General features: G+C 72.4%; 25 protein-coding genes. 14 read left to right on the forward strand and 11 right to left on the reverse strand.

The annotated features are described in order from the left end of the window. Positions 1–262 precede the first annotated feature (262 nt). From ACWC91_RS08890 to ACWC91_RS08915, 6 genes are all read left to right on the forward strand, one after another. Entirely contained in the window at positions 263–1,105 is an 843-nt protein-coding gene (locus tag ACWC91_RS08890; RefSeq protein WP_225075963.1) for a helix-turn-helix domain-containing protein, read from the forward strand. A gap of 116 nt (positions 1,106–1,221) precedes the next feature. Beyond that, a complete protein-coding gene (gene rimO, locus ACWC91_RS08895; RefSeq protein WP_388478654.1) occupies positions 1,222–2,694 on the forward strand; it encodes a 30S ribosomal protein S12 methylthiotransferase RimO in 1,473 nt (490 codons plus the stop codon). Then, a complete protein-coding gene (gene pgsA, locus ACWC91_RS08900) occupies positions 2,691–3,527 on the forward strand; it encodes a CDP-diacylglycerol--glycerol-3-phosphate 3-phosphatidyltransferase (protein ID WP_225075961.1) in 837 nt (278 codons plus the stop codon). Before rimO ends, pgsA begins: the two co-directional genes overlap by 4 nt. Then, entirely contained in the window at positions 3,524–4,069 is a 546-nt protein-coding gene (locus ACWC91_RS08905; protein WP_225075960.1) for a CinA family protein, read from the forward strand. Before pgsA ends, ACWC91_RS08905 begins: the two co-directional genes overlap by 4 nt. A gap of 109 nt (positions 4,070–4,178) precedes the next feature. After that, positions 4,179–4,556: a helix-turn-helix domain-containing protein gene (locus ACWC91_RS08910; RefSeq protein ID WP_225075959.1), complete on the forward strand. Its 378-nt coding sequence runs from the start codon at positions 4,179–4,181 to the stop codon at positions 4,554–4,556. Positions 4,557–4,768: 212 nt separating this feature from the next. Continuing rightward, positions 4,769–5,176: a hypothetical protein gene (locus ACWC91_RS08915; protein WP_225075981.1), complete on the forward strand. Its 408-nt coding sequence runs from the start codon at positions 4,769–4,771 to the stop codon at positions 5,174–5,176. A 36-nt stretch (positions 5,177–5,212) separates the two neighbouring features. On the opposite strand, the gene ACWC91_RS08920 is transcribed toward ACWC91_RS08915, so the two are convergent. Both ACWC91_RS08920 and ACWC91_RS08925 read right to left on the reverse strand, forming a co-directional pair. Next, positions 5,213–6,058 (reverse strand): Fpg/Nei family DNA glycosylase, encoded by an 846-nt coding sequence (locus tag ACWC91_RS08920; RefSeq protein ID WP_450642139.1) that lies wholly within the window; start codon positions 6,056–6,058, stop codon positions 5,213–5,215. 71 nt (positions 6,059–6,129) lie between these two features. After that, positions 6,130–11,064, reverse strand: coding sequence for an ATP-dependent helicase (locus ACWC91_RS08925; RefSeq protein ID WP_450642137.1), 4,935 nt, complete (start codon positions 11,062–11,064; stop codon positions 6,130–6,132). A 111-nt stretch (positions 11,065–11,175) separates the two neighbouring features. Here ACWC91_RS08925 and ACWC91_RS08930 point away from each other — a divergent pair, with 111 nt between their 5' ends. From ACWC91_RS08930 to ACWC91_RS08940, 3 genes are read left to right on the forward strand one after another with little or no spacing between them, the layout of a single operon-like run. Further along, positions 11,176–12,141, forward strand: coding sequence for an AraC family transcriptional regulator (locus ACWC91_RS08930; RefSeq protein ID WP_225075956.1), 966 nt, complete (start codon positions 11,176–11,178; stop codon positions 12,139–12,141). Next, entirely contained in the window at positions 12,042–12,788 is a 747-nt protein-coding gene (locus tag ACWC91_RS08935) for an AzlC family ABC transporter permease (protein ID WP_225075955.1), read from the forward strand. The genes ACWC91_RS08930 and ACWC91_RS08935 overlap by 100 nt, the downstream gene beginning before the upstream one ends. Further along, positions 12,785–13,093, forward strand: coding sequence for an AzlD domain-containing protein (locus tag ACWC91_RS08940; RefSeq protein ID WP_225075954.1), 309 nt, complete (start codon positions 12,785–12,787; stop codon positions 13,091–13,093). The genes ACWC91_RS08935 and ACWC91_RS08940 overlap by 4 nt, the downstream gene beginning before the upstream one ends. Before the next feature lie 34 nt (positions 13,094–13,127). On the opposite strand, the gene ACWC91_RS08945 is transcribed toward ACWC91_RS08940, so the two are convergent. Beyond that, positions 13,128–14,141, reverse strand: a complete 1,014-nt coding sequence (locus ACWC91_RS08945; RefSeq protein WP_450642135.1) for a hypothetical protein — start codon at positions 14,139–14,141, stop codon at positions 13,128–13,130. A gap of 80 nt (positions 14,142–14,221) precedes the next feature. Between ACWC91_RS08945 and ACWC91_RS08950 the strand changes: the two genes are divergently transcribed. From ACWC91_RS08950 to recX, 4 genes are all read left to right on the forward strand, one after another. Next, entirely contained in the window at positions 14,222–14,416 is a 195-nt protein-coding gene (locus tag ACWC91_RS08950; RefSeq protein ID WP_225075952.1) for a DUF3046 domain-containing protein, read from the forward strand. Between the two features lie 60 nt (positions 14,417–14,476). Then, positions 14,477–15,703, forward strand: a complete 1,227-nt coding sequence (locus tag ACWC91_RS08955) for an AI-2E family transporter (protein WP_450642133.1) — start codon at positions 14,477–14,479, stop codon at positions 15,701–15,703. Positions 15,704–15,925: 222 nt separating this feature from the next. After that, positions 15,926–17,041: a recombinase RecA gene (recA, locus tag ACWC91_RS08960; protein ID WP_225075950.1), complete on the forward strand. Its 1,116-nt coding sequence runs from the start codon at positions 15,926–15,928 to the stop codon at positions 17,039–17,041. Between the two features lie 3 nt (positions 17,042–17,044). Further along, positions 17,045–17,896 (forward strand): recombination regulator RecX, encoded by an 852-nt coding sequence (recX, locus tag ACWC91_RS08965; protein ID WP_450642132.1) that lies wholly within the window; start codon positions 17,045–17,047, stop codon positions 17,894–17,896. A gap of 78 nt (positions 17,897–17,974) precedes the next feature. Here recX and ACWC91_RS08970 read toward each other — a convergent pair whose 3' ends face one another. The 8 genes from ACWC91_RS08970 to ACWC91_RS09005 form a co-directional block, all read right to left on the reverse strand. After that, positions 17,975–18,403: a rhodanese-like domain-containing protein gene (locus ACWC91_RS08970; protein ID WP_450642144.1), complete on the reverse strand. Its 429-nt coding sequence runs from the start codon at positions 18,401–18,403 to the stop codon at positions 17,975–17,977. Continuing rightward, positions 18,394–18,969 carry a cupin domain-containing protein gene (locus tag ACWC91_RS08975; protein ID WP_376503827.1) on the reverse strand — a complete coding sequence of 192 codons (576 nt, stop codon included), beginning with the start codon at positions 18,967–18,969 and terminating at the stop codon, positions 18,394–18,396. The genes ACWC91_RS08970 and ACWC91_RS08975 overlap by 10 nt, the downstream gene beginning before the upstream one ends. Before the next feature lie 111 nt (positions 18,970–19,080). Continuing rightward, positions 19,081–19,167 (reverse strand): putative leader peptide, encoded by an 87-nt coding sequence (locus ACWC91_RS08980; RefSeq protein ID WP_348638505.1) that lies wholly within the window; start codon positions 19,165–19,167, stop codon positions 19,081–19,083. Positions 19,168–19,256: 89 nt separating this feature from the next. Then, positions 19,257–20,858, reverse strand: a complete 1,602-nt coding sequence (locus ACWC91_RS08985) for an FAD-dependent monooxygenase (protein ID WP_450642131.1) — start codon at positions 20,856–20,858, stop codon at positions 19,257–19,259. Between the two features lie 279 nt (positions 20,859–21,137). Then, a complete protein-coding gene (locus ACWC91_RS08990; RefSeq protein WP_281155900.1) occupies positions 21,138–22,043 on the reverse strand; it encodes an amino acid ABC transporter permease in 906 nt (301 codons plus the stop codon). Then, positions 22,040–22,705: an amino acid ABC transporter permease gene (locus ACWC91_RS08995; protein ID WP_281155902.1), complete on the reverse strand. Its 666-nt coding sequence runs from the start codon at positions 22,703–22,705 to the stop codon at positions 22,040–22,042. Before ACWC91_RS08995 ends, ACWC91_RS08990 begins: the two co-directional genes overlap by 4 nt. A 131-nt stretch (positions 22,706–22,836) precedes the next feature. Then, positions 22,837–23,676, reverse strand: a complete 840-nt coding sequence (locus ACWC91_RS09000) for a glutamate ABC transporter substrate-binding protein (protein WP_225075943.1) — start codon at positions 23,674–23,676, stop codon at positions 22,837–22,839. Between the two features lie 99 nt (positions 23,677–23,775). Beyond that, the gene (locus ACWC91_RS09005; RefSeq protein ID WP_225075942.1) at positions 23,776–24,552 is read right to left on the reverse strand and encodes an amino acid ABC transporter ATP-binding protein; all 777 of its coding nucleotides are present in this window, start codon (positions 24,550–24,552) and stop codon (positions 23,776–23,778) included. A 284-nt stretch (positions 24,553–24,836) separates the two neighbouring features. On the opposite strand from ACWC91_RS09005, the gene ACWC91_RS09010 reads away from it, so the two are divergent. Continuing rightward, a complete protein-coding gene (locus ACWC91_RS09010) occupies positions 24,837–25,523 on the forward strand; it encodes a response regulator transcription factor (protein ID WP_225075941.1) in 687 nt (228 codons plus the stop codon). The last annotated feature ends 3 nt before the right edge of the window (positions 25,524–25,526 follow it).

A 25,526-nucleotide genomic window follows, 5' to 3' on the forward strand; every position in this document is an offset into this window, starting at 1 on the left:
GGCGGATGTGCTCGCCGCGGGTGGACGCGTGGACCGTGATCCACCCGTTAGCGAGCGGCGGGCAACCGTTTCGCCTGGGCGTACGTCAAGTTGAGCGAGAGGACCGGTGCGGGTCCCGCCCTGGGCGCCACATCTGTCCCACCATCGGATTGTCCGGCCATTCCGATGGCGTACAAAGTCCACCGCCGGGTCGCTTCACCCTTTGGCACATCCCTAGACTGAACCTCCAGCACAGGCGGCTACACGCTCGAAAGGCGCCCCCGTGTCCATCGGCAACTCCCCTGAAGACGAGCGTCCCTTCGAAGACGTTTCCGAGGAAGCCCGCCCCTCCGTCGGCCGTGCCCTGAAGGAGGCGCGGATGGCCGCCGGGCTGACCGTCGACGACGTCAGCAGCGCCACCCGGGTCCGCGTCGCCATCGTGCACGCCATCGAGGCCGACGACTTCGCGCCCTGCGGCGGCGACGTCTACGCCCGCGGCCACATCCGGAACCTGGCGAAGGCCGTGCGCCTCGACCCGGCCCCGCTGATCGCGCGCTTCGACGCCGAGCGCGGCGGCCGCCCCGCCCCGACCCCGGCAGCCCCCCTGTTCGAGGCGGAACGCATCCGCCCGGAACGGCGCGGGCCCAACTGGACCGCGGCCATGGTCGCGGCGATCGTCGTCGTGATCGGCTTCGTCGGCTTCACGGCCGTCAAGGGCGGCGGCGACGACACGAGCGCCAAGGGGCAGATCGGCGAGGGCGCCACGCCCACGGCCGGTACGTCGGCCTCGGCCACGCCGAAGAGCAGCAAGCCCGCCGACCCGGCACCGGCGCCGTCCGACAGCGCCATCGCGGCCGCGCCGCAGGACAAGGTGACCGTGCAGGTCAGCGCCGACAACGGGCGCAGCTGGATCTCGGCCAAGGACCACAACGGCCGGATGCTCTTCGACGGGCTCCTGCAGAAGGGCGAGTCCAAGACCTTCCAGGACAGCTCCAAGATCAACCTGATCCTCGGCGACGCCGGCGCGATCCAGCTGTACGTCAACGGCAAGAAGATCGAGGACCAGTTCCAGCCGGGCGCCGTGGAGCGCCTCACGTACACCAAGGGCGACCCGCAGGTCGGGTAGCGGCGGACGGGCGGCCCGTGCACAAAGGGCCGAACAGACAGGCGAGCACGGGGTTGGCCAAGATCGGCCAACCCCGTCGACTTGGGCGGTCGGAGAGACAAAGTAGTCTTGAGCCCATGCCTGAACGCCGTACCGTCGCACTCGTCACTCTCGGCTGCGCCCGTAACGAGGTGGACTCGGAGGAGCTCGCAGGCCGTTTGGAGGCGGACGGCTGGCAGCTCGTGGAGGACGCCGCGGAAGCGGACGTCGCCGTGGTCAACACCTGTGGCTTCGTGGAGGCCGCCAAGAAGGACTCCGTCGACGCCCTCCTCGAGGCCAACGACCTCAAGGACCACGGCAGAACCCAGGCGGTGGTTGCGGTCGGCTGCATGGCCGAGCGGTACGGCAAGGAACTCGCCGAGGCCCTCCCGGAGGCCGACGGCGTGCTCGGCTTCGACGACTACGCGGACATCTCCGACCGCCTCCAGACGATCCTGAGCGGCGGCATCCACGCCGCGCACACCCCGCGCGACCGCCGCAAGCTCCTGCCGATCAGCCCGGCCGAGCGGCAGGACGCCGGCACGGAGGTGGCCATTCCGGGGCACGGCCCCGCGGACCTCCCGGAAGGCGTCGCCCCGGCCTCCGGCCCGCGCGCGCCGCTGCGCCGCCGCCTGGACGGCGCCCCGGTCGCCTCGGTCAAGCTCGCCTCCGGCTGCGACCGGCGCTGCTCGTTCTGCGCCATCCCGTCCTTCCGCGGCTCGTTCATCTCCCGCCGCCCGAGCGATGTGCTGAACGAGACGCGGTGGCTGGCCGAGCAGGGCGTCAAGGAGATCATGCTGGTCTCCGAGAACAACACCTCCTACGGCAAGGACCTCGGCGACATCCGCCTCCTGGAGTCCCTGCTGCCCGAGCTCGCCGAGGTCGAGGGCGTCGAGCGGGTGCGGGTGAGCTACCTCCAGCCGGCCGAGATGCGTCCCGGGCTGATCGACGTCCTGACCTCCACCCCGAAGGTCGTCCCCTACTTCGACCTGTCGTTCCAGCACTCCGCGCCCGGCGTGCTGCGCGCCATGCGCCGCTTCGGCGACACCGACCGCTTCCTGGAACTGCTCGACACCATCCGCTCCAAGGCCCCCGAGGCCGGCGTGCGGTCCAACTTCATCGTCGGCTTCCCCGGCGAGAGCGATGCCGACCTGGCCGAGCTCGAACGGTTCCTGAACGGTGCGCGGCTGGACGCCATCGGCGTCTTCGGCTACTCCGACGAGGAGGGCACGGAGGCGGCGACGTACGACGGCAAGCTCGACGAGGACGTCGTCGCCGAGCGGCTGGCGCGTGTCTCCCGGCTGGCCGAGGAACTCGTCTCCCAGCGGGCCGAGGAGCGCGTCGGCCAGACGGTGCACGTGCTGGTCGAGTCCGTGGACGCCGAGGAGGGCGTCCGCGGCCGGGCGGCGCACCAGGCACCGGAGACGGACGGCCAGGTGCTGCTCGTCGGCGGCGAGGGCCTGGACGTCGGTCGTATGGTCGAGGCGAAGGTCGTCGGCACCGAAGGTGTCGACCTGGTGGCCGAGCCGCTGGCGGGCACGTTCGCGTGGAGCGAGGAGGCGGGCAGATGACGGGAGTCCCGGCATCCGCCGCGGGCGGCTCCTCGGGCGCGCAGGGGAGGGCCGCGGGGGCGGCCTCGCGGCGCGCCGGTGCAGACGGGGCTTCGGGCGCTTCCCGCGCCTCCCAGGTTTCCCGCCCTGCCGCTTCCGCCGCTCCTGCCGGTTCCGGTGCGACGGGTGCTGCCGACGAGACCGCGCGGGCGCAGGGCTCCGGCAAGGCACCGCGGGGCGGGAAGATCGCGGCCGCCGCCGTGAACCAGGCGAGTGTGTGGAACGTCGCCAATCTGCTGACCATGCTCCGGCTGCTCCTCGTGCCCTGCTTCGTGGCCCTGATGCTGGCCGAGGGCGGGTACGACCCGGCATGGCGGTCGCTGGCCTGGGCGGCCTTCGCCATCGCCATGATCACCGACCTGTTCGACGGCCATCTGGCGCGGACGTACGACCTCGTCACCGACTTCGGGAAGATCGCCGATCCCATCGCCGACAAGGCGATCATGGGGGCGGCGCTGATCTGCCTCTCCGGGCTCGGCGATCTGCCCTGGTGGGTGACCGGGGTGATCCTCGGTCGCGAACTGGGGATCACGCTGCTGCGCTTCCTGGTCATCCGGTACGGCGTCATCCCCGCGAGCCGCGGCGGCAAGGTGAAGACGCTCACGCAGGGCGTGGCCGTCGGGATGTACGTGCTGGCGCTGACGGGCTGGCTGGCCACGTTGAGGTTCTGGGTGATGGCCGCGGCGGTCGTGCTGACCGTGGTCACGGGCCTCGACTACGTGAGACAGGCCATCGTGCTGCGCAGGCGGGGAATCGCCGAGCAGCGTGCCGCGTTGGAGGAGTCGCAAGCGTGAGTTCGCCGGCCGTCGACGTAGTGACACTACTCACGGTGAGGGGCGAGACGGTCGCCGTGGCCGAGTCGCTGACCGGTGGCCTGGTCGCGGCGGAGATCACCGCGGTGCCGGGGGCGTCGAAGGTGTTCCGGGGCTCGGTCACCGCCTACGCCACCGAGCTCAAGCACCGGCTCCTCGGCGTCGACGCCACCCTGCTGGCCGAGCGGGGAGCGGTGGATCCGCAGGTCGCGGCCCAGATGGCGGCCGGGGTACGGAAAACCCTGGAAGCCGACTGGGGCATCGCGACCACCGGAGTCGCCGGCCCCGACCCCCAGGACGGGCAGCCGGTCGGGACGGTCTTCGTGGCCGTGGCCGGGCCGCGCGTGACGGAAACCGGCGCCGATCGCTGCGGGAAAACGGCCGCGCTGCGGTTGAACGGCGACCGGGCGGAAATTCGTATGGAGAGTGTACGGAGCGTGCTCGCACTGCTTTTGGAGCAGATCGCGGGCGAACAGACCGGAAATGAGCGGGCACAGGATACGGAACGGAACGGGGGGTTTTGATGTTTGCAGCCCTGAGTGAACACGACATCGCTCCCCGCACGGCCGCGGCGCAAGGCGGTACGGTGGGGCGTGAAGGATGCGGCTACGCGGTCCGAGGAGGGAGCCACCGATGATTCTGCTCCGTCGCCTGCTGGGTGACGTGCTGCGTCGGCAGCGCCAGCGCCAGGGCCGTACTCTGCGCGAAGTCTCCTCGTCCGCCCGAGTCTCGCTCGGCTATCTATCCGAGGTGGAGCGGGGGCAGAAGGAGGCTTCCTCCGAGCTGCTCGCCGCCATCTGCGACGCGCTGGACGTACGGATGTCCGAGCTCATGCGGGAAGTGAGCGACGAGCTCGCCCTCGCCGAGCTGGCCCGGTCTGCTGCGGCCACCGAGCCCGTGCCCACGCCGGTTCGCCCGATGCTGGGTTCCGTGTCGGTGACCGGTGTGCCACCGGAACGGGTGACCATCAAGGCGCCCGCCGCCGAGGCGGTGGACGTGGTCGCCGCGTGACCTGTCGCACGCGCGCGTGAACCTACGCACACGTGAGTGAGGCCCCGGCCGGGGCTTCTCCGGGGAGACCTGGAGGGACGCGGCCGGGGCCTTCACCTTGTCCGGGGGTTTAGGCCGGGTTTTGTTGCGCGCGTTTGCCCGTGCCGCGTGGTGCCGCCATCGTGGAGGCCAGTGCGGCGGTCCGGCGTCGGCTGGAGGTGGTGGTGGGTGCGATGGCGGGGCCGATAGTGCGCTGGGGGGCCGCTCTGGGGCTCGGTGCGGTGTGGTGGTGGGCGGTGCTGCGGCTGCTGCTGTCGGGCGAGACGGGGGTGCTGGAGGGGGCCGTCGCGGCCGGGGGATGGGGTCTGAGCCTGCTGCCCGTGCACTGCGTGCCCAAGGAGGACCGCAGGGAGGGGCCGACACAAGTACCGGACGAGGGGCCGGACGTGGGGCCGGAGGCGAGGGGGGACAAGGGGCTTGAGGAGCCGGCGCTCGCGGAGGGCGGTGGGGCGCCGTTTCCGGCCTCCGGAGGGTGGCCGTACGGCGTCTTCGGCGGGCCGCCGTCCGCCGACGGGGGATGGCCGTTCGGCACCGCGACGGCATCGTCGCCCCACCGCGAGGACGAGGAATCCGGGACGTAGCGAAGGATGGGTCGGTCAATCGGTGGTGCGGGGATATCAGCCGGTGGTGCGGGGATAACGGTCCCGCCACTTCTGCGCGGTGCCAGGCTGTGGTGCGGGGCCTGCCTGGCAGCTCGGACACCAGTACGTGGGCCGCTCCTGGGAGCCGTCGCCCTGGTCGGCCACCCGGACGGAGATGCCGCAGCGCAGACAGGGGCGGGGTGCCCGGCCGTACACGAACAGGTCCTGGCCCCGCATGCCGGTGGTCCGGCGGACGACACGGTCGCGGTTGGCCTCCAGAAGCTTCTTGGCCAGGACGGGCAGCTGCGCGGCGCGGTCGGCGGGCAGGACGCCGACCGGCAGCCACGGGGTCACGCCGAGCAGGAAGCACAGCTCGCTCTTGTAGACGTTGCCGATGCCGGCGAGATTGCGCTGGTCGAGCAGGGCCTCGCCGAGCGGGCGGCCCGGGTCGGCCAGGAGGTTGGCCAGGGCCAGGTCGGGGTCCCAGTCGGGGCCGAGGAGGTCCGGGCCGAGGTGGGCGACGGTGCGGTCCTCCTCCGAGGTGCGCAGCAGCTCCAGGACCTGGAGGCGGTAGCCGACGGCCGCGCGGTCGGCGGCGCCGAGAACGGCGCGGATCTGGTGGCCGGGGCCGCCCTTCCACCGCTCGCCGGTGCCGTACACCCTCCAGGCGCCCTCCATCAACAGGTGCGAGTGCAGCGTGAGGCCGCCCTCGAAACGGGTGAGCAGGTGCTTGCCGCGGGAGACGGTGCCCAGGACGGTCCGTCCGGTGAGGTCGACCGTGGCGTACTTCGGCACCCGGAAGTCGCTGCGAATCAGCACCTTGCCCGCGAGGGCGTCGTGCAACCGCCTCGCGGTCTGCCAGACCGTGTCGCCTTCGGGCATGCGTCAAGGGTGACACGTACGGGTGGGCGACACGTACGGGTGCGCGTGTGGGCGGCTTCCGCTGTCCCGGATCAGGCGCGCAGGCGCAGTCCGCGGGGGGTCGCTATGAACCCCGCTCCTTCCAGGAGGGCGCCGAGGGGGGAGGTCAGGGCCGAGGCGCCGTTGACCCGCTCCACCGTCACCGTGCCCAGCGAGCCCGCGCGGGCGGCCTCGGCGAGCGCCTCGGCGGCCGCACGCAGGCGCGGGTCGTCACCGGCCGCGCCGTCCGGGTCGGCCGGCCAGGCCAGCAGCGTCTTGCCGCCGCGCTCCATGTACAGCGCCAGTTCGCCGTCGACGAGCACCACCAGGGAGCCGGCCTTGCGGCCCGGCTTGTGTCCCGCGCCGGTCGGCGGCTCGGGCCAGGAGAGGGCGGCGCCGTAGGCGTTCGCGGGGTCGGCGGCGGCGAGGACGACCCCTCGGGGTCCGGTGCCGGCGGTGCGGGCACGGCGGTCGCCGAAGCCGTTGCCGTACGGGAAGGCCTGCCCACCGCCCCTCGGGCCACCGTGACCCGGTGAGGCGAGGTCCCTTGGCGAGACGTAGTCACCGGGGGCCGGGCGGACTGAGTCCAGCCAGTCGACGTCACCGCCGAAGTCACCGCCGAGGTCGCCGGCGAGTTCGGCGGCGGGGAAGCCGGAGTCGATGACACCGGGGGCCCGGGAGCCGTCGGGGGAACCGAAGCCGTCGGGACCACCGCCCCCGGAGATCGCGCCGGGCAGGCCCTCGCCCCGCTCACGGGCGTTCGCCACCGCGCGCAGCCGGTCCACCGCGCCGTCCATCGCGAACTGCGCGGCACCCAGGCCCTCCACCACGTAGCCCCGCCGGGCCTGGCCGCTGTCCTCGAAGGCGGACAGGACCCGGTACACCGCCGCGAAGCCGCCCTCGACGCCCTCCGCCCCCACCGCGCCCCGCGTGACCACACCGTGCCGGTCGAGGAGCGTGCGGGCCAGGGCGTGGGCGCACAGGGTGGGGTCGGGGTCGTGAACCGGCAGCAGCGACCAGCGGCCGGCGACGGTCGGCGGGCCGCTGCGGGACGCGGTGCGGGCGGCGGCCGTCAGCGATCCGTAACGCCCGCGCGGAACCGCGCGCTTGGCCCGGTGCGCGGTGGATCCCGCGGTGCGGCCCGAGCCCAGCAGGGAGCGCATCGGGGCGAGCGTGTCGTTGGTGAGCCGTCCGGACCACGCCAGGTCCCACAGCGCGTCGGCCAGTTGGGGATCCGTGGCCTCGGGGTGGGTGGTCGCGCGGACCTGGTCGGCGATCTGACGGAAGAACAGACCGTATCCGCCGGAGAGGGCGTCCAGGACCGACTGGTGGAGCGCGGTCGGCTCCAGCGGGTGCGGGGGCGGCAGGAGCAGCGGGGCCGTGTCCGCCAGGTACAGGGAGACCCAGCCGTCCTTTCCGGGCAGCGCGCCCGCGCCCGCCCACACCACCTCGCCGGCCGCGGTGAGTTCGTCCAGCATCGACGGGGTGTAGTTCGCCACGCGGGACGGCAGGACCAGCTTCTCCAGCGCGGAGGCGGGCACGGACGCGCCCTGCAACTGCTCGACGGCGCGCACCAGTCCGTCGACGCCGCGCAGTCCGTGCCCCTTGCCGATGTGCTGCCACTGCGGCAGGAACTGCGCGAGCGCGGCCGGCGGCACCGGCTCCAGCTCGTGCCGCAGCGCGGCCAGCGAACGCCGGCGCAGCCTACGCAGCACGCTCGCGTCGCACCACTCCTGGCCGATGCCCGCCGGATGGAACTCGCCCTGTACGACACGGCCGCCCGCGGCGAGCCGCTGGAGCGCGCCCTCGGTGACCGCCACGCCCAGGCCGAAGCGGGCCGCGGCCGACGCCGACGTGAACGGGCCGTGGGTGCGGGCATAGCGCGCCAGGAGGTCGCCCAACGGGTCCTTCACCGGCTCGGTGAACGCCTCCGGGACGCCCACCGGCAGTGCGGTGCCGAGCGCGTCGCGCAGCCGGCCCGCGTCCTCGATCGCGGCCCAGTGGCCGGCTCCGGCGATCCGGACCCGGATGGCCCGGCGCGCCCCGGCCAGCTCCCGCGCCCAGCCGGGCTCGGCGCCCCGCTCGGCCAGCTCGGCCTCCGAGAGTGGACCGAGCAGCCGCAGTACGTCGGCGACCCCTTCGACGTCCTTCACACGGCGGTCCTCGGTCAGCCACTGAAGCTCGCGCTCCAGCTCCACCAGCACCTCGGCGTCGAGCAGTTCGCGCAGTTCCGCCTGGCCCAGCAGCTCGGACAGCAGCCGCGAGTCCAGGGACAGCGCGGCGGCACGGCGCTCGGCGAGCGGCGAGTCACCCTCGTACAGGAACTGGGCGACGTACCCGAACAGCAGCGAACGCGCGAACGGGGACGGCTCCGGGGTGGTGACCTCGACCAGGCGCACCTTGCGGGACTCGACGTCGCCCATCAGCTCGACCAGGCCCGGCACGTCGAAGACGTCCTGGAGGCATTCGCGGACCGCCTCCAGGACGATCGGGAACGAGCCGAACTCGCTCGCCACCTGGAGCAGTTGGGCGGCGCGCTGGCGCTGCTGCCACAACGGGGTGCGCCTGCCCGGGTTGCGGCGCGGCAGCAGCAGCGCGCGGGCGGCGCACTCGCGGAAGCGGGAGGCGAACAGGGCCGAGCCGCCGACCTGGTCGGTGACGGTCTGGTCGATCTCGCCCTTGTCGAAGGTGACGTCCGCGGCCCCGACGGGCGCCTGCTCCGCGTCGTACTCCAGGCCGGCCTTCACCGGCTCCTGGTCGAGCAGGTCCAGGCCCAAGAGATCGGCGTCGGGCAGGCGCAGCACGATGCCGTCGTCGGCGTGCATGACCTGCGCGTCCATGCCGTACCGCTCGGACAGACGGGCGCCGAGCGCCAGCGCCCAGGGGGCGTGCACCTGGGCGCCGAAGGGGGAGTGCACCACGACCCGCCAGTCGCCGAGTTCGTCGCGGAACCGCTCCACGACGATCGTCCGGTCGTCGGGGACGTGCCCGCAGGCGGCGCGCTGCTCCTCCAGGTACGACAGGACGTTGTCCGCGGCCCACGCGTCGAGGCCGGCGGCCAGCAGGCGCAGCCGCGCGTCCTCCTCAGGCAGGGAGCCCACCTCGCGCAGGAACGCGCCCACCGCGCGGCCCAGCTCCAGCGGGCGGCCCAGCTGGTCGCCCTTCCAGAACGGCAGCCGGCCCGGCACGCCCGGCGCGGGCGAGACCAGGACCCGGTCGCGCGTGATGTCCTCGATGCGCCAGGAGCTCGTGCCGAGCGTGAAGACGTCGCCGACCCGGGACTCGTAGACCATCTCCTCGTCCAGCTCGCCGACCCGGCCGCCGCCCTTCTTGGGGTCCGAGCCGGCGAGGAACACCCCGAACAGGCCGCGGTCGGGGATCGTGCCCCCGGAGGTGACGGCGAGGCGCTGCGCGCCGGGGCGGCCGGTGATCGTGCCCGCGACGCGGTCCCACACCACGCGCGGGCGCAGTTCCGCGAACGCGTCGGACGGGTAGCGGCCTGCGAGCATGTCCAGGACGGCGGTGAACGCCGACTCCGGCAGTGAGGCGAACGGCGCCGCCCGGCGGACCAGGGCGAGCAGGTCGTCCAGCTGCCAGGTGTCCATCGCCGTCATCGCCACGAGCTGCTGGGCGAGGACGTCCAGCGGGTTGGCGGGCACCTTGAGGGACTCGATGGCGCCGGAGCGCATCCGCTCGGTGACCACCGCGGCCTGGACCAGGTCGCCGCGGTACTTCGGGAAGACCACGCCGGTGGAGACCGCGCCGACCTGGTGTCCCGCGCGGCCGACCCGTTGCAGTCCGGAGGCCACCGAGGGCGGGGACTCGACCTGGACGACGAGGTCGACGGCGCCCATGTCGATGCCCAGCTCCAGGCTGGAGGTGGCGACCACCGCGGGGAGCCGGCCCGCCTTGAGGTCCTCCTCGACCAGGGCGCGCTGCTCCTTGGAGACCGAGCCGTGGTGCGCGCGGGCGATGACCGGCGGCGCGCCGTGCGCCGCGCCGGAGCCGCCCATCAGCTCGGCGGGGGAGTGGTGTTCGTCCAGGGACTCGCCCGTCGCCCGCTCGTAGGCGATCTCGTTGAGCCGGTTGCACAGGCGCTCGGCGAGCCGGCGGGAGTTGGCGAACACGATCGTCGAGCGGTGCGCCTGGACCAGGTCGGTGATCCGCTCCTCGACATGCGGCCAGATCGAGGGCCGCTCCGCCCCGTCGCCGCCGTCGGCGACCGGGGATCCGCCCAGCTCGCCCAGGTCCTCGACCGGGACGACCACCGACAGGTCGAACTCCTTGCCGGACTCCGGCTGGACGATCTCCACCTTGCGGCGGGGCGACAGATAGCGGGCGATCTCGTCGACCGGGCGGACCGTCGCGGACAGGCCGATGCGGCGGGCGGGCCTCGGCAGCAGCTCGTCCAGGCGCTCCAGGGACAGCGCGAGGTGCGCGCCGCGCTTCGTGCCGGCCACCGCGTGCACCTCGTCCAGGATCACCGTCTCCACACCGGTCAGAGCGTCCCGCGTGGCCGAGGTCAGCATCAGGAACAGCGACTCGGGCGTGGTGATCAGGATGTCCGGCGGGCGGGTGGACAGGGCGCGGCGCTCGGCCGCCGGGGTGTCGCCGGAGCGGATGCCGACCTTCACCTCCGGCTCGGGCAGGCCGCGGCGGACGGACTCCTGGTGGATACCGGTCAGCGGGCTGCGCAGGTTGCGCTCCACGTCCACGGCGAGGGCCTTGAGCGGGGAGATGTACAGCACCCGGCAGCGCTTCTTCGGATCGGCCGGGGGCGGGGCGGAGGCGAGCTGGTCGAGCGCGGCGAGGAAGGCGGCGAGGGTCTTGCCGGAGCCGGTCGGGGCGACCACCAGCACGTCCGAGCCCTCGCCGATGGCCTGCCACGCCCCCGCCTGGGCCGCGGTGGGCGCGGAGAACGCCCCCGTGAACCAGCCGCGGGTCGCGGGGGAGAAGCCGTCGAGGGCCCGGTGTGCGTCGCTGACCATGTGTCCATCGTGCACCCGGCCACTGACAACGCCCTCCGACCTGGGCGTGCCCGGTCGCCCGAGGCGGCCCCCGCACGGGTGGAGCCGCGCCAACGACGGAGAATCGGGGGTATGGCGGCAGCGGGTGAGGAGCGGGCGCGGCACTGGCAGTACGAGGAACTGCCCGGTGTCGATCTGCTGCGGGCCCGCTACGTCCGCAAGGAGTTCGTGCGGCACACCCACGAGCACTTCGTGATCGCCGCCGTCGTCGAGGGCGTGGAGGTGTTCCACCACGGGGGGTCCGACCAGTACGCGGGCCCGGGGACGCTGGCGCTGGTCAATCCCGACACACCGCACACCGGGCGGGCGGCGGTGCCCGAGGGATGGCGGTACGGCGCGGTGTATCCGTCGCCGGAGCTGGTCGCCGAGATCGCCGGGGAGACCACGGGCATTCGCGGGACGCCGGGCTTCGTCCGTCCCGTGCTCGACGATCCGTACGCCGTCGGCCTGGTGCACCAGGTGCTGCGGGCCGCGGACGAGGGGAACGCGCTGGCGGCCGACACCCTGCTGCGGGTCGCCGTGACGCGGTTGCTGCGGCTCAACGGCGGGGCGCTGCCGCAGCGGGAGATACGGACGGCGGGGGCGCGGACCGCGGCACGCGCGCGTGCCGTCCTGGAGGAGCGGATGGCCGAGCCGCCGAGCCTGGAGAGACTGGCGGCCGATCTGGGCAGCAGCCCGTTCGCGCTGCTGCGGGCCTTCCGCAACGCCTACGGAATGCCGCCGCACACCTGGCTGACCGACGCCCGGGTGCGCCGGGCCAGGCGGTTGCTGGACGCGGGCACCGCGCCCTCCCAGGCCGCCGTCGCCGTCGGCTTCACCGACCAGTCGCATCTGAGCCGGCACTTCTCCCGGATCGTGGGCGTGCCCCCGGGGGCCTACCAGCGCGAGCGCAAGAACGTACAAGACTCCAGGTCCCGGCTCTTCCTACCCTCGACGCCGTGGCAGAACAGACAGCTCTCGCAGACATACGCGCCGACGACGGAGGAAAGCCCGACGCCGCCGTCGTACGGGACGCCCTGGGGGTCGGGGTCGCCGTAGGACTGTCCGGGTTCGCCTTCGGGGTGACCTCGGCGGGCAGCGGGCTCACGCTCTGGCAGACGTGCGCGCTCAGCCTGCTGGTGTTCACCGGGGCCTCCCAGTTCGCGCTGGTGGGGGCGCTGGCGGCCGGAGGCAACCCGTTCACGGCGGCCGCGGGCGCCTTCTTCCTGGGCGTGCGCAACGCCTTCTACGGGCTGCGCCTGTCGCAGCTGCTGGCCCTCCCGCGCGCGGTACGGCCGTTCGCGGCCCAATGGGTCATCGACGAGACCACCGCGGTGACGCTGGCCCAGCCCACGCGGCGCAGCGCGCGGATCGGCTTCACCGTCACCGGGGTCACCCTCTACGTGCTGTGGAACCTCACCACGCTGCTGGGCGCCCTGGGCGCCAAGGCCCTCGGCGACACCGACGCCTGGGGTCTGGACGCGGCCGGGCCGGCCGTGTTCCTGGCGCTGCTCGCGCCGATGCTGAAGACCGCCACCGAGCGGGCCGTCGCCGCTCTGGCCGTACTGCTCGGGCTCGGTCTGCTGCCCGTGCTGCCGGCCGGGGTGCCGGTCCTGGCGGCCGCGTTCGCCGCGCCGGCCGTGCTGTACCTGCGGGGCCGTCGCGGCGGCGGCGCCCGTGACGACGTACGAGAGGGAGATCGTTGAACATCTGGATCGCGGTGGCAGTGACCGCTGTCGGCTGCTATGCCGTCAAGCTGGCCGGGCTGCTCGTCCCCGCGGGTGCCCTGGAACGGCCGCTGGTGAAGCGGCTCGCCGCGCTGCTGCCCGTCGCCCTGCTGGCCGCGCTCACCGCCCAGCAGACGTTCGCCGACGGGCACACGCTCGTGCTGGACGCGCGGGCGGCCGGGCTCGCGGCCGCCGCCGTGGCGCTGCTGCTGCGGGCGCCGTTCCTGGTGGTGGTCGGGGCGGCCGTGGCGGTGACGGCCGGGGTGCGGGCCCTGACGGGGTGAGCCGGCGTGAGCCGGGGCGCGTACCGGTGGCGGTTCAGCCGACGGGCCGGCCGTAGGCCCTGAGGGTGCGCAGCGCCTCGATCGTGACCATGGGGCGTGCCTCCAGCGCGGTGCCCGGAGCCCACTGGTGCCACGTGACCGGCCAGCCGCCGTCCTCCTCCTGACGTCCGGCCAGGTGGTCCAGGGAGCGCTTCATCTCCTCGTCCGTGAACCACGCGCGCGCGAGGGAGCCGGGTGTCCGCGCGTAGTCGTGCGGGAAGTGGTGCTCTCCTGGGGCGTAGCCCGGTGCGACCGGGTAGGCCTCCGGCCGCTCCGGGTCCAGCAGCGCCAGGCGCCGGTCGCGCACCAGACGGCCGAGCCGGTCGGCGGCCGCACGTGCGCGTGTGCGGTCGGGTGCCGAGTCCAGGAAGGTGACGGCCGCCTCGATCTCGTACGGATGGGAGGTCGCCAGGGACTCGACCCGCTGCCAGCAGTAGTCGGTGGCCCGGAACAGCCAGGCGTGCCACACCTCGTTGCGGTGCAGCAGGCCCACCACCGGTCCGGTGGCCAGCAGGTCGCTCGGCGGGTCGTCCACGATCGGCACGAAGGGGGCCGCCGGATAGCCGCGCTGGCCGGGATGGACCGCGGGCAGTGCGCCGTCGGGAGTGGAGACGGAGGTCAGATAGCGGCACACGCGCTCCACCCGCTGTCCGCCGCAGCGGCCGACGGTGTCCAGCACACGCAGCGCGTGCGCGGTGTGCAGCGGCTGGCTGACGGGGCCGCGCAGATCGGGCTCCAGCGCGTGACCGTATCCGCCGTCCTCGTTGCGGTAGGCGTCCAGCGCGGTCTCCACCGGATCCGCGCCGCCGTTCAGGAAGTGGTACGCGAACAGCCGCTGCTCCAGCACGCGCGCGGTGAGCCACACGAAGTGCTCGGCGCGGAACAGCGGGGAGGACGCCGGCGGCGGCGGGGGAGAAGCCGGCGGCGGCGGGGGAGAAGCCGGCGGCGGCGGGGGAGAAGCCGGCGGCGGGGGAGAAGGGTGAGAAGGGGGAGCTCCGGTCTCGGCCATGCGTCAGACCGTAGGGCGGAAAGCGGTCTCCCCAGGTGGCCCCGGAACGAGGTCACCCGCAGGGGCGGGATACTGGGATCATGCGGTTGACGGTCTTCTGGGAGCGGATGGCGGAGCACTTCGGCACGGGGTACGCCGAAACCTTCGCGCGTGACCACGTGATGTCGGAGCTCGGGGGGCGCACGGTGCACGAGGCGCTGGCGGCCGGCTGGGACGCGAAGGACGTGTGGCGCGTGGTGTGCCAGGTCATGAACGTCCCGCGGGAGAGGCACTGACCGGACCCGAGGATCGCGGGCCGGTGCCGGGCCGCCGGCGGCGTCGGCGAGACTTGCACCGTGGCACCCACTGACGAGACCGGGCAGACGGCCCCGCACGCATCCCCGTTCGCTACGACACCGCCTCCCCGGTCTCCGGTACCGGCCGAGGGCGCAGCCGGGCCGGGCGCCCGCATGCCCCGCTGGCTGCCGCGCGCCATGGTGCTCGCGATCGGCCTCGTCGCCGCCTTCCAGCTCGGCAGCTGGGCCTTCCACCAGCTGACCGGCCTGCTCCTCAACGTCCTCATCGCGTTCTTCCTGGCCCTCGCCATCGAGCCCGCGGTCAGCCGCATGGCCTCCCGCGGGATGCGGCGGGGGTTCGCGACCTTCCTGGTCTTCCTCGCTCTGACGATCGCGTCGGCGGGCTTCGTGACGCTGCTCGGCTCGATGCTCGCCGGGCAGATCATCAAGATGGTCGAGGGCTTCCCGGAGTACCTCGACTCCGTCATCAACTGGGTCAACACCACGTTCCACACCGAGCTCAGACGGGTGGACGTGCAGGAGGGACTGCTCCACTCCGACTGGCTGCGCAAGTACGCGCAGAACAGCGCCGCGGGCGTGCTCGACGTGTCCGCCCAGGTGCTCGGAGGCCTGTTCCGGCTGCTGACGATCGCGCTGTTCTCGTTCTACTTCGCCGCCGACGGTCCGCGCCTGCGCCGCACCATCTGCTCCCTGCTGCCGCCCGCCCGCCAGGCCGAGGTGCTGCGCGCGTGGGAGATAGCGGTCGACAAGACCGGCGGCTACCTGTACTCGCGCGGCCTGATGGCACTCGTCTCGGGGATCGCCCACTACGTCCTGCTCCAGGCCCTGGGAGTGCCGTACGCGCTCGTGCTCGGTGTCTGGGTGGGCCTGGTCTCGCAGTTCATCCCCACCATAGGGACCTATCTCGCGGGCGCCCTGCCGATGCTGATCGCCTTCACGGTCGACCCCTGGTACGCGCTGTGGGTGCTGGTCTTCGTGGTGGTCTACCAGCAGTTCGAGAACTACATGCTGCAACCCAAGCTGACCGCGAGGACCGTGGACATCCACCCCGCGGTCGCCTTCGGCTCGGTCATCGCCGGCACCGCCCTGCTCGGCGCCGTGGGCGCGCTGATCGCCATTCCCGCGGTCGCCACCCTCCAGGCCTTCCTGGGCGCCTATGTGAGGCGGTACGCCGTCACGGACGACCCCCGCGTCCACGGCCACCGCGGACGCGGCCCGGTCCCGGGCCTGCTCGCCCGCGCGCGCCGCCTGTGGCGGGCCCGGTAGGGCGTACTCGGCGGGGCGCCGTCGGGTGCGCTTGACACGAAAATCGAACATCCATTCTCATGGAAGCTCCGGCGAGGCTCAACGGAAGGGATTTCGCCCCGGTTCAGGGGGAGAAGTGCCTGAGTTATCCACAGGCCGGACGTGCGTCGGGGCGCATTGTCAGTGGCAGGCGTTAGCGTCTTTGACGTGAAGCGATCGACTCAAGCAAACCGGGTGGAACCCATGGCAGGAACCGACCGCGAGAAGGCGCTCGACGCCGCGCTCGCACAGATTGAACGACAATTCGGCAAGGGCGCGGTCATGCGCATGGGCGAGCGGTCGAAGGAGCCGATCGAGGTCATCCCGACCGGGTCGACCGCGCTCGACGTGGCCCTCGGCGTCGGTGGCCTGCCGCGCGGCCGAGTCGTGGAGATCTACGGACCGGAGTCCTCCGGCAAGACGACCCTGACCCTGCACGCGGTGGCGAACGCGCAGAAGGCGGGCGGCCAGGTCGCGTTCGTGGACGCGGAGCACGCCCTCGACCCCGAGTACGCGAAGAAGCTCGGCGTCGACATCGACAACCTCATCCTCTCCCAGCCGGACAACGGCGAGCAGGCCCTGGAGATCGTGGACATGCTGGTCCGCTCCGGCGCCCTCGACCTCATCGTCATCGACTCCGTCGCCGCGCTCGTCCCGCGCGCGGAGATCGAGGGCGAGATGGGCGACAGCCACGTGGGTCTCCAGGCCCGGCTGATGAGCCAGGCCCTGCGCAAGATCACCAGCGCGCTCAACCAGTCCAAGACCACCGCGATCTTCATCAACCAGCTCCGCGAGAAGATCGGTGTGATGTTCGGCTCCCCGGAGACCACGACCGGTGGCCGGGCCCTGAAGTTCTACGCCTCGGTGCGCATCGACATCCGCCGTATCGAGACCCTGAAGGACGGCACGGAGGCGGTCGGCAACCGGACCCGCTGCAAGGTCGTCAAGAACAAGGTCGCGCCGCCCTTCAAGCAGGCCGAGTTCGACATCCTCTACGGCCAGGGCATCAGCCGCGAGGGCGGTCTGATCGACATGGGCGTGGAGCACGGCTTCGTCCGCAAGGCCGGCGCCTGGTACACGTACGAGGGCGACCAGCTCGGCCAGGGCAAGGAGAACGCGCGCAACTTCCTCAAGGACAACCCCGACCTGGCCAATGAGATCGAGAAGAAGATCAAGGAGAAGCTGGGCGTCGGCGTACGGCCGCAGGAGCCGGCCGCGGAGCCGGGCGCGGACGCCGCGGTCACCACCGCCGCGGACGACGCGGCCAAGGCGGCGCCCGCCAAGGCCACCAAGCCCAAGGCCTCCTCGGCCAAGAGCTGACCCGTGACACGGCGAACCGACTGGGCCGGGTACGAGCACGAGCAGGCGTACGAGCACGCCGCCTTCGGTGCCCCACGGGGGAGGGGCACCGGGGACGCGCTCGGCCCGGGCACGGACGGAGACGGCATGCACGGGGATGCCGAGCCGGACGCCGGCGTGCCCTGGGACGACGGCGGACAGCGGCGCGCGGGTGGCCCACCCGTGGGCGGTGCGCGCCGGGGAGGCTCGCGTGACGGCGGGTCGCACGGTGGACGCGGACGCCGCCGGCGCGGCTTCGGCGAGGCGTCCGCCGAGGACGGGGGCAGCGACGGGGGCACCTTCTCCTTGCCGAGGGCTGAGCAGGGGGAGCCTCCGGGGGACCCGGTGGAGCGGGCGCGCGCCATCTGCCTGCGCCTGCTCACCGGGACCCCGCGCACCCGCAAGCAACTCGCGGACGCCCTGCGCAAGCGGGAGATCCCGGACGAGGCGGCGGACGAGGTCCTGTCCAGGTTCGAGGAGGTCGGGCTGATCGACGACAGCGCGTTCGCGGACGCCTGGGTGGAGTCCCGGCACCACGGGCGCGGACTGGCCCGGCGCGCGCTCGCTCGGGAGCTGCGGACCAAGGGCGTCGACGCGGCACTGATCGACGAGGCGGTCGGCCGGCTCGACGCCGATCAGGAGGAGGCCACCGCGCGCGAGCTCGTCGCCCGCAAACTGCGCTCCACCCGCGGCCTCGACCGCGACAAGCGGCTGCGCCGCCTCGCCGGAATGCTCGCCCGCAAGGGCTACTCCGAGGGCCTGGCCCTGCGCGTGGTCCGGCAGGCGCTGGAGGAGGAGGGCGAGGACACGGACTTCCTGGCCGACGAGGGGTACTGAGCCGGCGCCCGCCGGGCGGCCGGCGCCGGGAAGCGCGGACCACCACGGGGAGCGCGCGGGCTTGGTGTGCGATTCCCTCTACGACGACTGAACGCGGCCGTCCCACGGCGTCACCGGCAGCCCGGCCGAGCGCCATGCCTGGAAGCCGCCCACCAGGTCGGTCGCCCGGAGCAGCCCCAGCTGGTGCAGTGAAGCGGCCGCGAGACTCGAGGCGTAACCCTCGTTGCAGACGACGACCACGCGCAGATCGTGGCCGGTGGCCTCGGGGACACGGTGGCTGCCCAGCGGATCCAGCCGCCACTCCAGTTCGTTGCGCTCCACGACGAGGGCGCCCGGTATCAGGCCGTCCCTCGAGCGCAGGGCCGCGTAGCGGATGTCCACCAGGAGCGCGTCGCCGGCGTGGGCGGCCGCGTACGCCTCGCGCGCCTCGACGCGCTCGTAGCCCTGGCGGATCCGCTCCAGCAACTCGTCGATCCCGACAGGTGGTTGGGGTGTGCTCACTGCCAGTCCTCCGGACGCTCGACCTGTTCCAGGCGCAGTGTCTGCCCGGTGCGGCTGTAGCGGCGGATGCGGGGCAGCGGCGGATGGTAGGCGTGCACGGAGACGGCGTGCCGGTCGGTGGACTCGTTGAGCACCTCGTGCACGTGGTGGCGGCCGAAGGAGCGGCCCCGCCCCGCCGGGAGCCGTCGTTCGCGGTCCACCCCCTCGGTGAGTTCGAGGGTCTTCCAGCCGTCGGTGGGCAGCCGGGCCGCGAGCGAGTTCTCCTTCAGCTCGCCCGCCGCGGTGACGAAGGCGCCCGCCGAGTCGGCGTGGTCGTGCCAGCCCGTGCCGGTGCCGGGCGGCCAGCCGATCAGCCAGGCCTCGCTGCCGCCGGGCCCCTCCAGGCGCACCCAGGTGCGGCCCTCCGGGTCGAGCGGAAGCGAGGCGATCAGCGCGGTGTCGGCGGCGGCGCGCCGTACGAAGTCGAGGAGTTCCGCCTGGGTCGGGGCCCGTACGGAGGGCGCGGACGCGGCGGGTGAGGAGGTGTCAGGGGAGAGGTCGGGGAGCGAGGGGCCGAGGGGCGAGACAGACACGTGCACCGTCCTGAGGAGCGTTCGCGAAAGGCGCGCGGCGGCACAGGGTACGGGCGAAGGACGTACGGGAGTGTGCGGATGAGGCGGCGCGCCGGGGGAGGGAAGGCGAGTTCAACAGGCCGGACGACACACGCAGCCCGCATAGCGGACGAGGTCCATGTGGACCCTCCGCCACAGGCGCACATCGGTGTCGGTCACGTTCCGGAGTAGACCACGGCGGTACCGGCCGGTCAACTCGCCGCCACCCTGTGGACCGCACGGCGCGTACGGTCCACAGGGCTCCGCGGTCAGCGTGCGCCCGCCCCGGCACGGTCCTCGGCGTGTCCGGCGCCGCCCAGCGCCGTCTCCGCCGCGGTGTACAGGTCGGCCGGGCGCACCCCGCTCAGCGCGGTGACCAGGTGCCCGTCGGGCCGTACCAGGAGGACGGTGTGGGGAGCGGCGCCCGGGTAGCTCTCGGCGACCAGCAGCTCGGCGGGGTGCGGCAGCGCGGTCACCGCGGCGGCCAGCCGGGGCATGATGCCGGCGCCCACCCAGTGCCGGCGCTCCCACACACCCGTGCCCGGCGCGATCAGCACCACGAGCAGCGTGCCGTGGCCCAGCCGGTCCCTCAGCGGCACGAAGGAGCCGTCCTCCGCAGTCACCAGCACGTCGGCGACCGGAGCGCCGGCCGGTGTGTCCACGAGGATCTCACCGTCGAGGGGCGGGGGAGTGAGCGGCGAGTCCGTGTACGCCCCCGGCGCGCCCAGCGCCCCGCGCCCCAGATGGCCGTCCATCAGCAGGGCGTCGTGTCCACGGCCGGACCCGGGCACCAGGGACCGCAGTCCGCCGCCCCCGCGCAGCACCGGCAGCAGCTGGTCGGCGGCGCGTAGCCGGGCGGCGACGATCGCGCGCCGTTCGGTCTGGTAGCTGTCCAGCAGCCCCTCGTGCGGCCCGTGGTGCCAGGCCGGCGCCAGCTTCCAGGCGAGGTTGTCGGCGTCCCGCAGGCCCTCGTCGAGACCCTGGGTGCCGAGCGCGCCCAGCAGGTGGGCCGCGTCCCCGGCGAGGAAGACCCGCCCGGCGCGCCAGCGGCGGGCCACCCGGTGGTGGACCGTGTGGACTCCGGTGTCCAGGAGTTCGTACGACGGCGAGGTTTCGCCGGTCCAGCCGGCGAGGGTCTCCCGGATGCGGGCGAGCAGCAGTTCGGGTGTGACCAGGTCCTTGCCGGGCGGCAGCAGCCAGTCCAGCCGCCACACCTCGTCCGGGAGCGGACGGGCGGCGATCTCCCCGGCGAAGGGGCCGGTCGTCCGCCACGGCGGCAGCCGGTGGAGGAACGCTTCGCCGGGCCGGGGCAGTTCGGTGCGCACCGCGGCGACGGCGTGCCGTTCGACGGCCGTACGGCCGGGGAAGCGGATGTCCTGGAGCTTGCGCACGGTCGAACGCGGGCCGTCGCAGCCGACCAGGTAACTGCCGCGCCACCATGTCCCGCCCGGGCCGCGGGTGTGGACGGTGACCCCCGTGGACTCCTGCTCCATGCTGTCGAGGCGGCTGTCCACGGCGAGTTCGACCAGCGGTTCGTGGGCGACGGCCGCGCGCAGGGCGCCGGTCAGCACGTGCTGGGCGATGTGCAGCGGCGCGAGTTCGGCGTCGTCGAAGGTGATCTCGCGCATCACCTGTTTGCGCCGCAGCGACCGCCATCCGGCCCAACGGTGCCCGGCCCCGCCGAGCGGCGCACCGGCCAGACGCTCCACGAGCGCGGCGGTGTCCTCGCGCAGGACGACCGTGCGCGCGGCACGCGGCGCGTCCGTGCCGGGTCCCTCGTCGAGCACGACGGACGGCACCTCCTGACGCGCCAGCGCCAGGGCGAGCGTGAGCCCGACGGGCCCCGCTCCGACAACGATCACCGGGTCCACGGCGCGGCGCCCCCTGCCAGCAGTGGTGTCCTGGGGGTCACAGGTGAACAGGAAGCCGGAGCACGGTGCACGATCACAGAATGTATGCAACAGACTGGGCGCCAGCCGGTCAAGCGGGACGCACGCCGGTGCTCCAGGTGCGCGGTGGCGTGCGCCGTGCGGCGGCTCGTGTGCGCGGCCGACCGCCGTGCTCCTTGCTCGGCGCCGAACGCCGACGGGGGTGCGGCGGCACCGGCCACCACACCCCCGACGGGTCCCTCGAAGCCGCCTGAGCGGCCGTCAGATCGAGCCGCCCGCACCCGTTCCGTAGGTGCCGCCGACCTGGGCCGGGTTGACCTCCTCATCGTCCACGGCGAGGACGACGCCGGTGCTCCGCTTGCTGCGGCGCAGCCTGCGCTCGAGCCAGCTCGCGAAGCTGGTGAGGGCGAAGTTGAGCAGGATGAAGATGATGGCCACCACGATGAAGCTGGCGACGACGTTGGCGTAGTTGGCCGCGAGCGTGCTGCGGGAGTTCAGCAGTTCGGTGAAGCCGAGCATCACGCCGCCCAGCGCGGTGTCCTTCACGATGACGACCAGCTGGCTGACGATGGCCGGCAGCATGACGGTGACCGCCTGCGGGAGCAGGATGCCGGTCATCGTCTGGCCCTTGCGCAGTCCGATCGCGTAGGCGGCCTCCGTCTGCCCCTTGGGGAGGGCCAGGATGCCGGCCCGTACGACCTCGGCGAGAACCGAGGCGTTGTAGAGCACCAGGCCGGTGACGACCGCGTAGAGGGGGCGCACGTCGCTGGCGATGCCCGTGGAGCGGACGTAGAACTCGTTGGCGAACAGCATCAGCAGGAGCACCGGGATCGCCCGGAAGAACTCGACCACCGCGCCGGCCGGAACGCGGATCCACCGGTGGTCGGACAGCCTGGCAATGCCGAAGACCGCGCCCAGCGGAAGGGCGATGACCATGGCGAGCGCCGCAGCCTTCAGGGTGTTGCCGAGGCCGGGCAGCAGGTACGTCGTCCAGGCGGCGGAGGTGGTGAAGGGCTGCCACAGGGCCCACTCGAGCTGGCCCTTGTCGTTCATCGTCGACCAGATCCACCACACGAGCAGTGCGAGCAGGGCGACGAACACGACGGAGAGGATCACATTGCGCCGCTTGGCCCGGGGGCCGGGGGCGTCGTAGAGCACGGAACTCATCGCTTCACCGCCAGTCGCTTGCCGAGCCAGCCGAGGAAGAGGCCGACGGGCAGGGTCAGGACCACGAACCCGAGGGCGAAGACGGCGCCGATGGCAAGCGTCTGGGCCTCGTTCTCGATCATCGTCTTCATCAGGTAGGAGGCCTCGGCCACACCGATCGCGGCCGCCACGGTCGTGTTCTTGGTCAGTGCGATCAGTACGTTGGCCAGCGGTCCGATCACCGCGCGGAACGCCTGCGGCAGCACGACGAGCCGCAGGGACTGGCTGAAGTTGAGCCCGATCGCGCGCGCCGCCTCCGCCTGCCCGACCGGCACGGTGTTGATGCCGGAGCGCAGCGCCTCGCAGACGAACGCCGCGTGGTAGGCGGCGAGCCCGAGCACCGCCAGCCGGAAGCCCTGGATCTTGAAGTCGGACGCGCCCATCGTCACCCCGAAGATGTCGGCGAGGCCGAGGGAGGTGAAGACGATGAGCACGGTCAGGGGGATGTTCCGGAAGATGTTGACGTAGGCGGTGCCGAAGCCGCGCATCAACGGAACCGGGCTGACCCGCATCGCGGCCAGCAGGGTGCCCCAGACCAGCGAGCCCAGGGCGGAGAGGACGGTGAGTTTCACCGTCATCCAGAACGCCCCTAGGACGTCGTAACCTTGAAGAAAATCGAACACGATCTCCCGCGCTTCCGGGTGTGTGGCGTACGAGGAGGGCGTGGCGCGCCGCCGCCGTGAGCGCGGCGGGCGGCGGCGCGCCCGGGGAACCCTGCGAGGCCTGCGGATCCCTGCTTACCGGACGAGCCGGGTCACTTGACGATGTCGCCGATCTTCGGCGCGGGCTCGTTCTTGTAGTTCGCCGGGCCGAGGTTCTTCTTGACCGCGGTGTCCCACGAACCGTCGCTGACCATCTTCTCGAGCGCGGAGTTGATCTTGTCCACGGTCGCGGTGTCGCCCTTCTTGACACCGATGCCGTAGTTCTCGTTGCTCAGCTTGAGACCGGCGAGCTTGAACTGGCCCTTGTACTTGTCCTGGGAGGCGAAGCCCGCGAGGATCGAGTCGTCGGTGGTCACCGCGTCGACGGCACCGCTCTGCAGGCCGGCGATGCACTCCGAGTAGCCGCCGTACTCCTTCAGGTCGGCCTTCGGGGCGATCGACTTCTGCACGTTCTGCGCCGAGGTGGAGCCGGTCACGGAACACAGCTTCTTGCCGTTGAGGTCCGTGCCCTTGGAGATGTTCGAGTCCGCCTTGACCAGCAGGTCCTGGTGGGCCAGCAGGTACGGCCCGGCGAAGTCGACCTTCTGCTTGCGCTCGTCGTTGATCGAGTACGTGGCCACGATGAACTTCACGTCGCCGCGGGCCAGCGCGTTCTCACGGTCGGCGCTCTTGGTCTCGACCCACTCGATCCGGTCGGCCTTGTAGCCGAGTTCCTTGGCCACGTAGGTGGCCACGTCCACGTCGAAACCGGCGTAGGAGCCGTCGGGCTGCTTCAGGCCCAGGCCGGGCTGGTCGAACTTGATGCCGACCTTGATCTTGCCGCCACCGCCCGACGATCCCTCGTCCTTCTTGTCGTTCGAGCCGCACGCCGTCGCCGAGAGGGCGAGGGCGAGGACGACGGCCGAGGCGGCGGTGACCTTGCGGAGCTTCATGTGAACTTCCTTCGGTGTTGAGGAGATGCGGAGCCGTCGGGACGGCGACGGCACGATCAGGGGCCGGCGGCGCACGGCGTCACCGGCGGGGCCGTCGTGTCAGTGGTGCAGGATCTTCGAAAGGAAGTCCCTGGCCCGGTCGCTGCGCGGGTTGCTGAAGAACTGGTCGGGCGCAGCCTGTTCGATGATCCGGCCGTCGGCCATGAAGACCACCCGGTTTGCAGCCGATCGGGCGAAGCCCATCTCGTGGGTGACGACGACCATCGTCATGCCGTCCCGGGCGAGTTGCTGCATGACCTCCAGCACCTCGTTGATCATCTCCGGGTCGAGCGCGGAGGTCGGCTCGTCGAACAGCATGACCTTCGGGTCCATGGCCAGCGCCCGCGCGATGGCCACGCGCTGCTGCTGGCCGCCGGAGAGCTGCGCGGGGTACTTGTCGGCCTGCGCGCCCACTCCGACCCGGTCGAGCAGTTCGCGGGCCCGCTCCTCGGCCTTCTTCCTGTCCGTGCGGCGGACCTTGACCTGGCCGAGCATCACGTTCTCGAGCACGGTCTTGTGCGCGAAGAGGTTGAAGGACTGGAAGACCATGCCGACGTCGGCGCGCAGCCGGGCCAGCTCCTTGCCCTCCTGGGGCAGTGGCTTGCCGTCGATCGTGATGGTGCCCGAATCGATGGTCTCCAGGCGGTTGATGGTGCGGCACAGGGTGGACTTGCCGGACCCGGAGGGCCCGATGACCACGACGACCTCGCCGCGGGTGATCGTCAACTCGATGTCCTGGAGCACGTGCAACGCGCCGAAGTGCTTGTTGACGCTCTTCAGGACGACCAGATCGGCGGTCGAGGCCACGTCTTCCTTGGCCATCGATACTTCGGTCATCGCTTTCAGGCTCCGTCCTCCTCGGTTTCGGGGGACAGTAACGGCCTGTGCGACCTGCGTCATTACATCTGAGGGAGATCTGAGCATCACGATCCGGTAGCGGGCGCACACATGTCGTAGCGTGACCGGCCGGGGCACGTACCGGCTGGATAACGACACACGGTGCGCAACCGGAACCCTCTTGACGCCGTCCTCGTCCATCGGCGTCACTTCCATGGTGCACGCGCGCGTGCACCACGTTTACACGCCGTGACCGTATGACACATGAACCGGAGGGGGCCGGAATGCGACTGCTCCTCGTCGAGGACGACAACCACGTCGCCGCCGCCCTGTCCGCGGTCCTGGCGCGGCACGGGTACGACGTCACGCACGCCCGCAGCGGCGAGGAGGCCCTCCAGGCGCTCGTCCCCGAGAGCGCCTCCTTCGGCGTGGTCCTGCTCGACCTGGGCCTGCCCGACCAGGACGGCTACGAGGTCTGCGCCAGGATCCGCAAGCGCACCAGCATCCCCGTGATCATGGTCACCGCCCGCGCCGACGTCCGCTCCCGCATCCACGGCCTCAACCTCGGCGCCGACGACTACGTGGTGAAGCCCTACGACACCGGCGAACTGCTCGCCCGTATCCACGCCGTCAGCCGCCGCACCGCCCACGAGGACGCGAACGCCGGCGGCGAGAGCACGCTGCGCCTGGGCGCCGTGCACATCGAACTGCCCACCCGGCAGGTCAGCGTGGACGGAGCGGTCGTACAGCTCACCCGCAAGGAGTTCGACCTGCTCGCGCTGCTCGCCCAGCGCCCCGGAGTGGTCTTCCGGCGGGAGCAGATCATCAGCGAGGTGTGGCAGACCAGTTGGGAGGGCACCGGACGGACCCTGGAGGTGCACGTGGCCTCCCTGCGCTCCAAGCTGCGCACACCGGCGCTCATCGAGACCGTGCGCGGCGTCGGTTACCGCCTCGTCGCCCCGGCCGCCTAGCGG

The organism is Streptomyces sp. NPDC001204 (genome assembly GCF_053598035.1).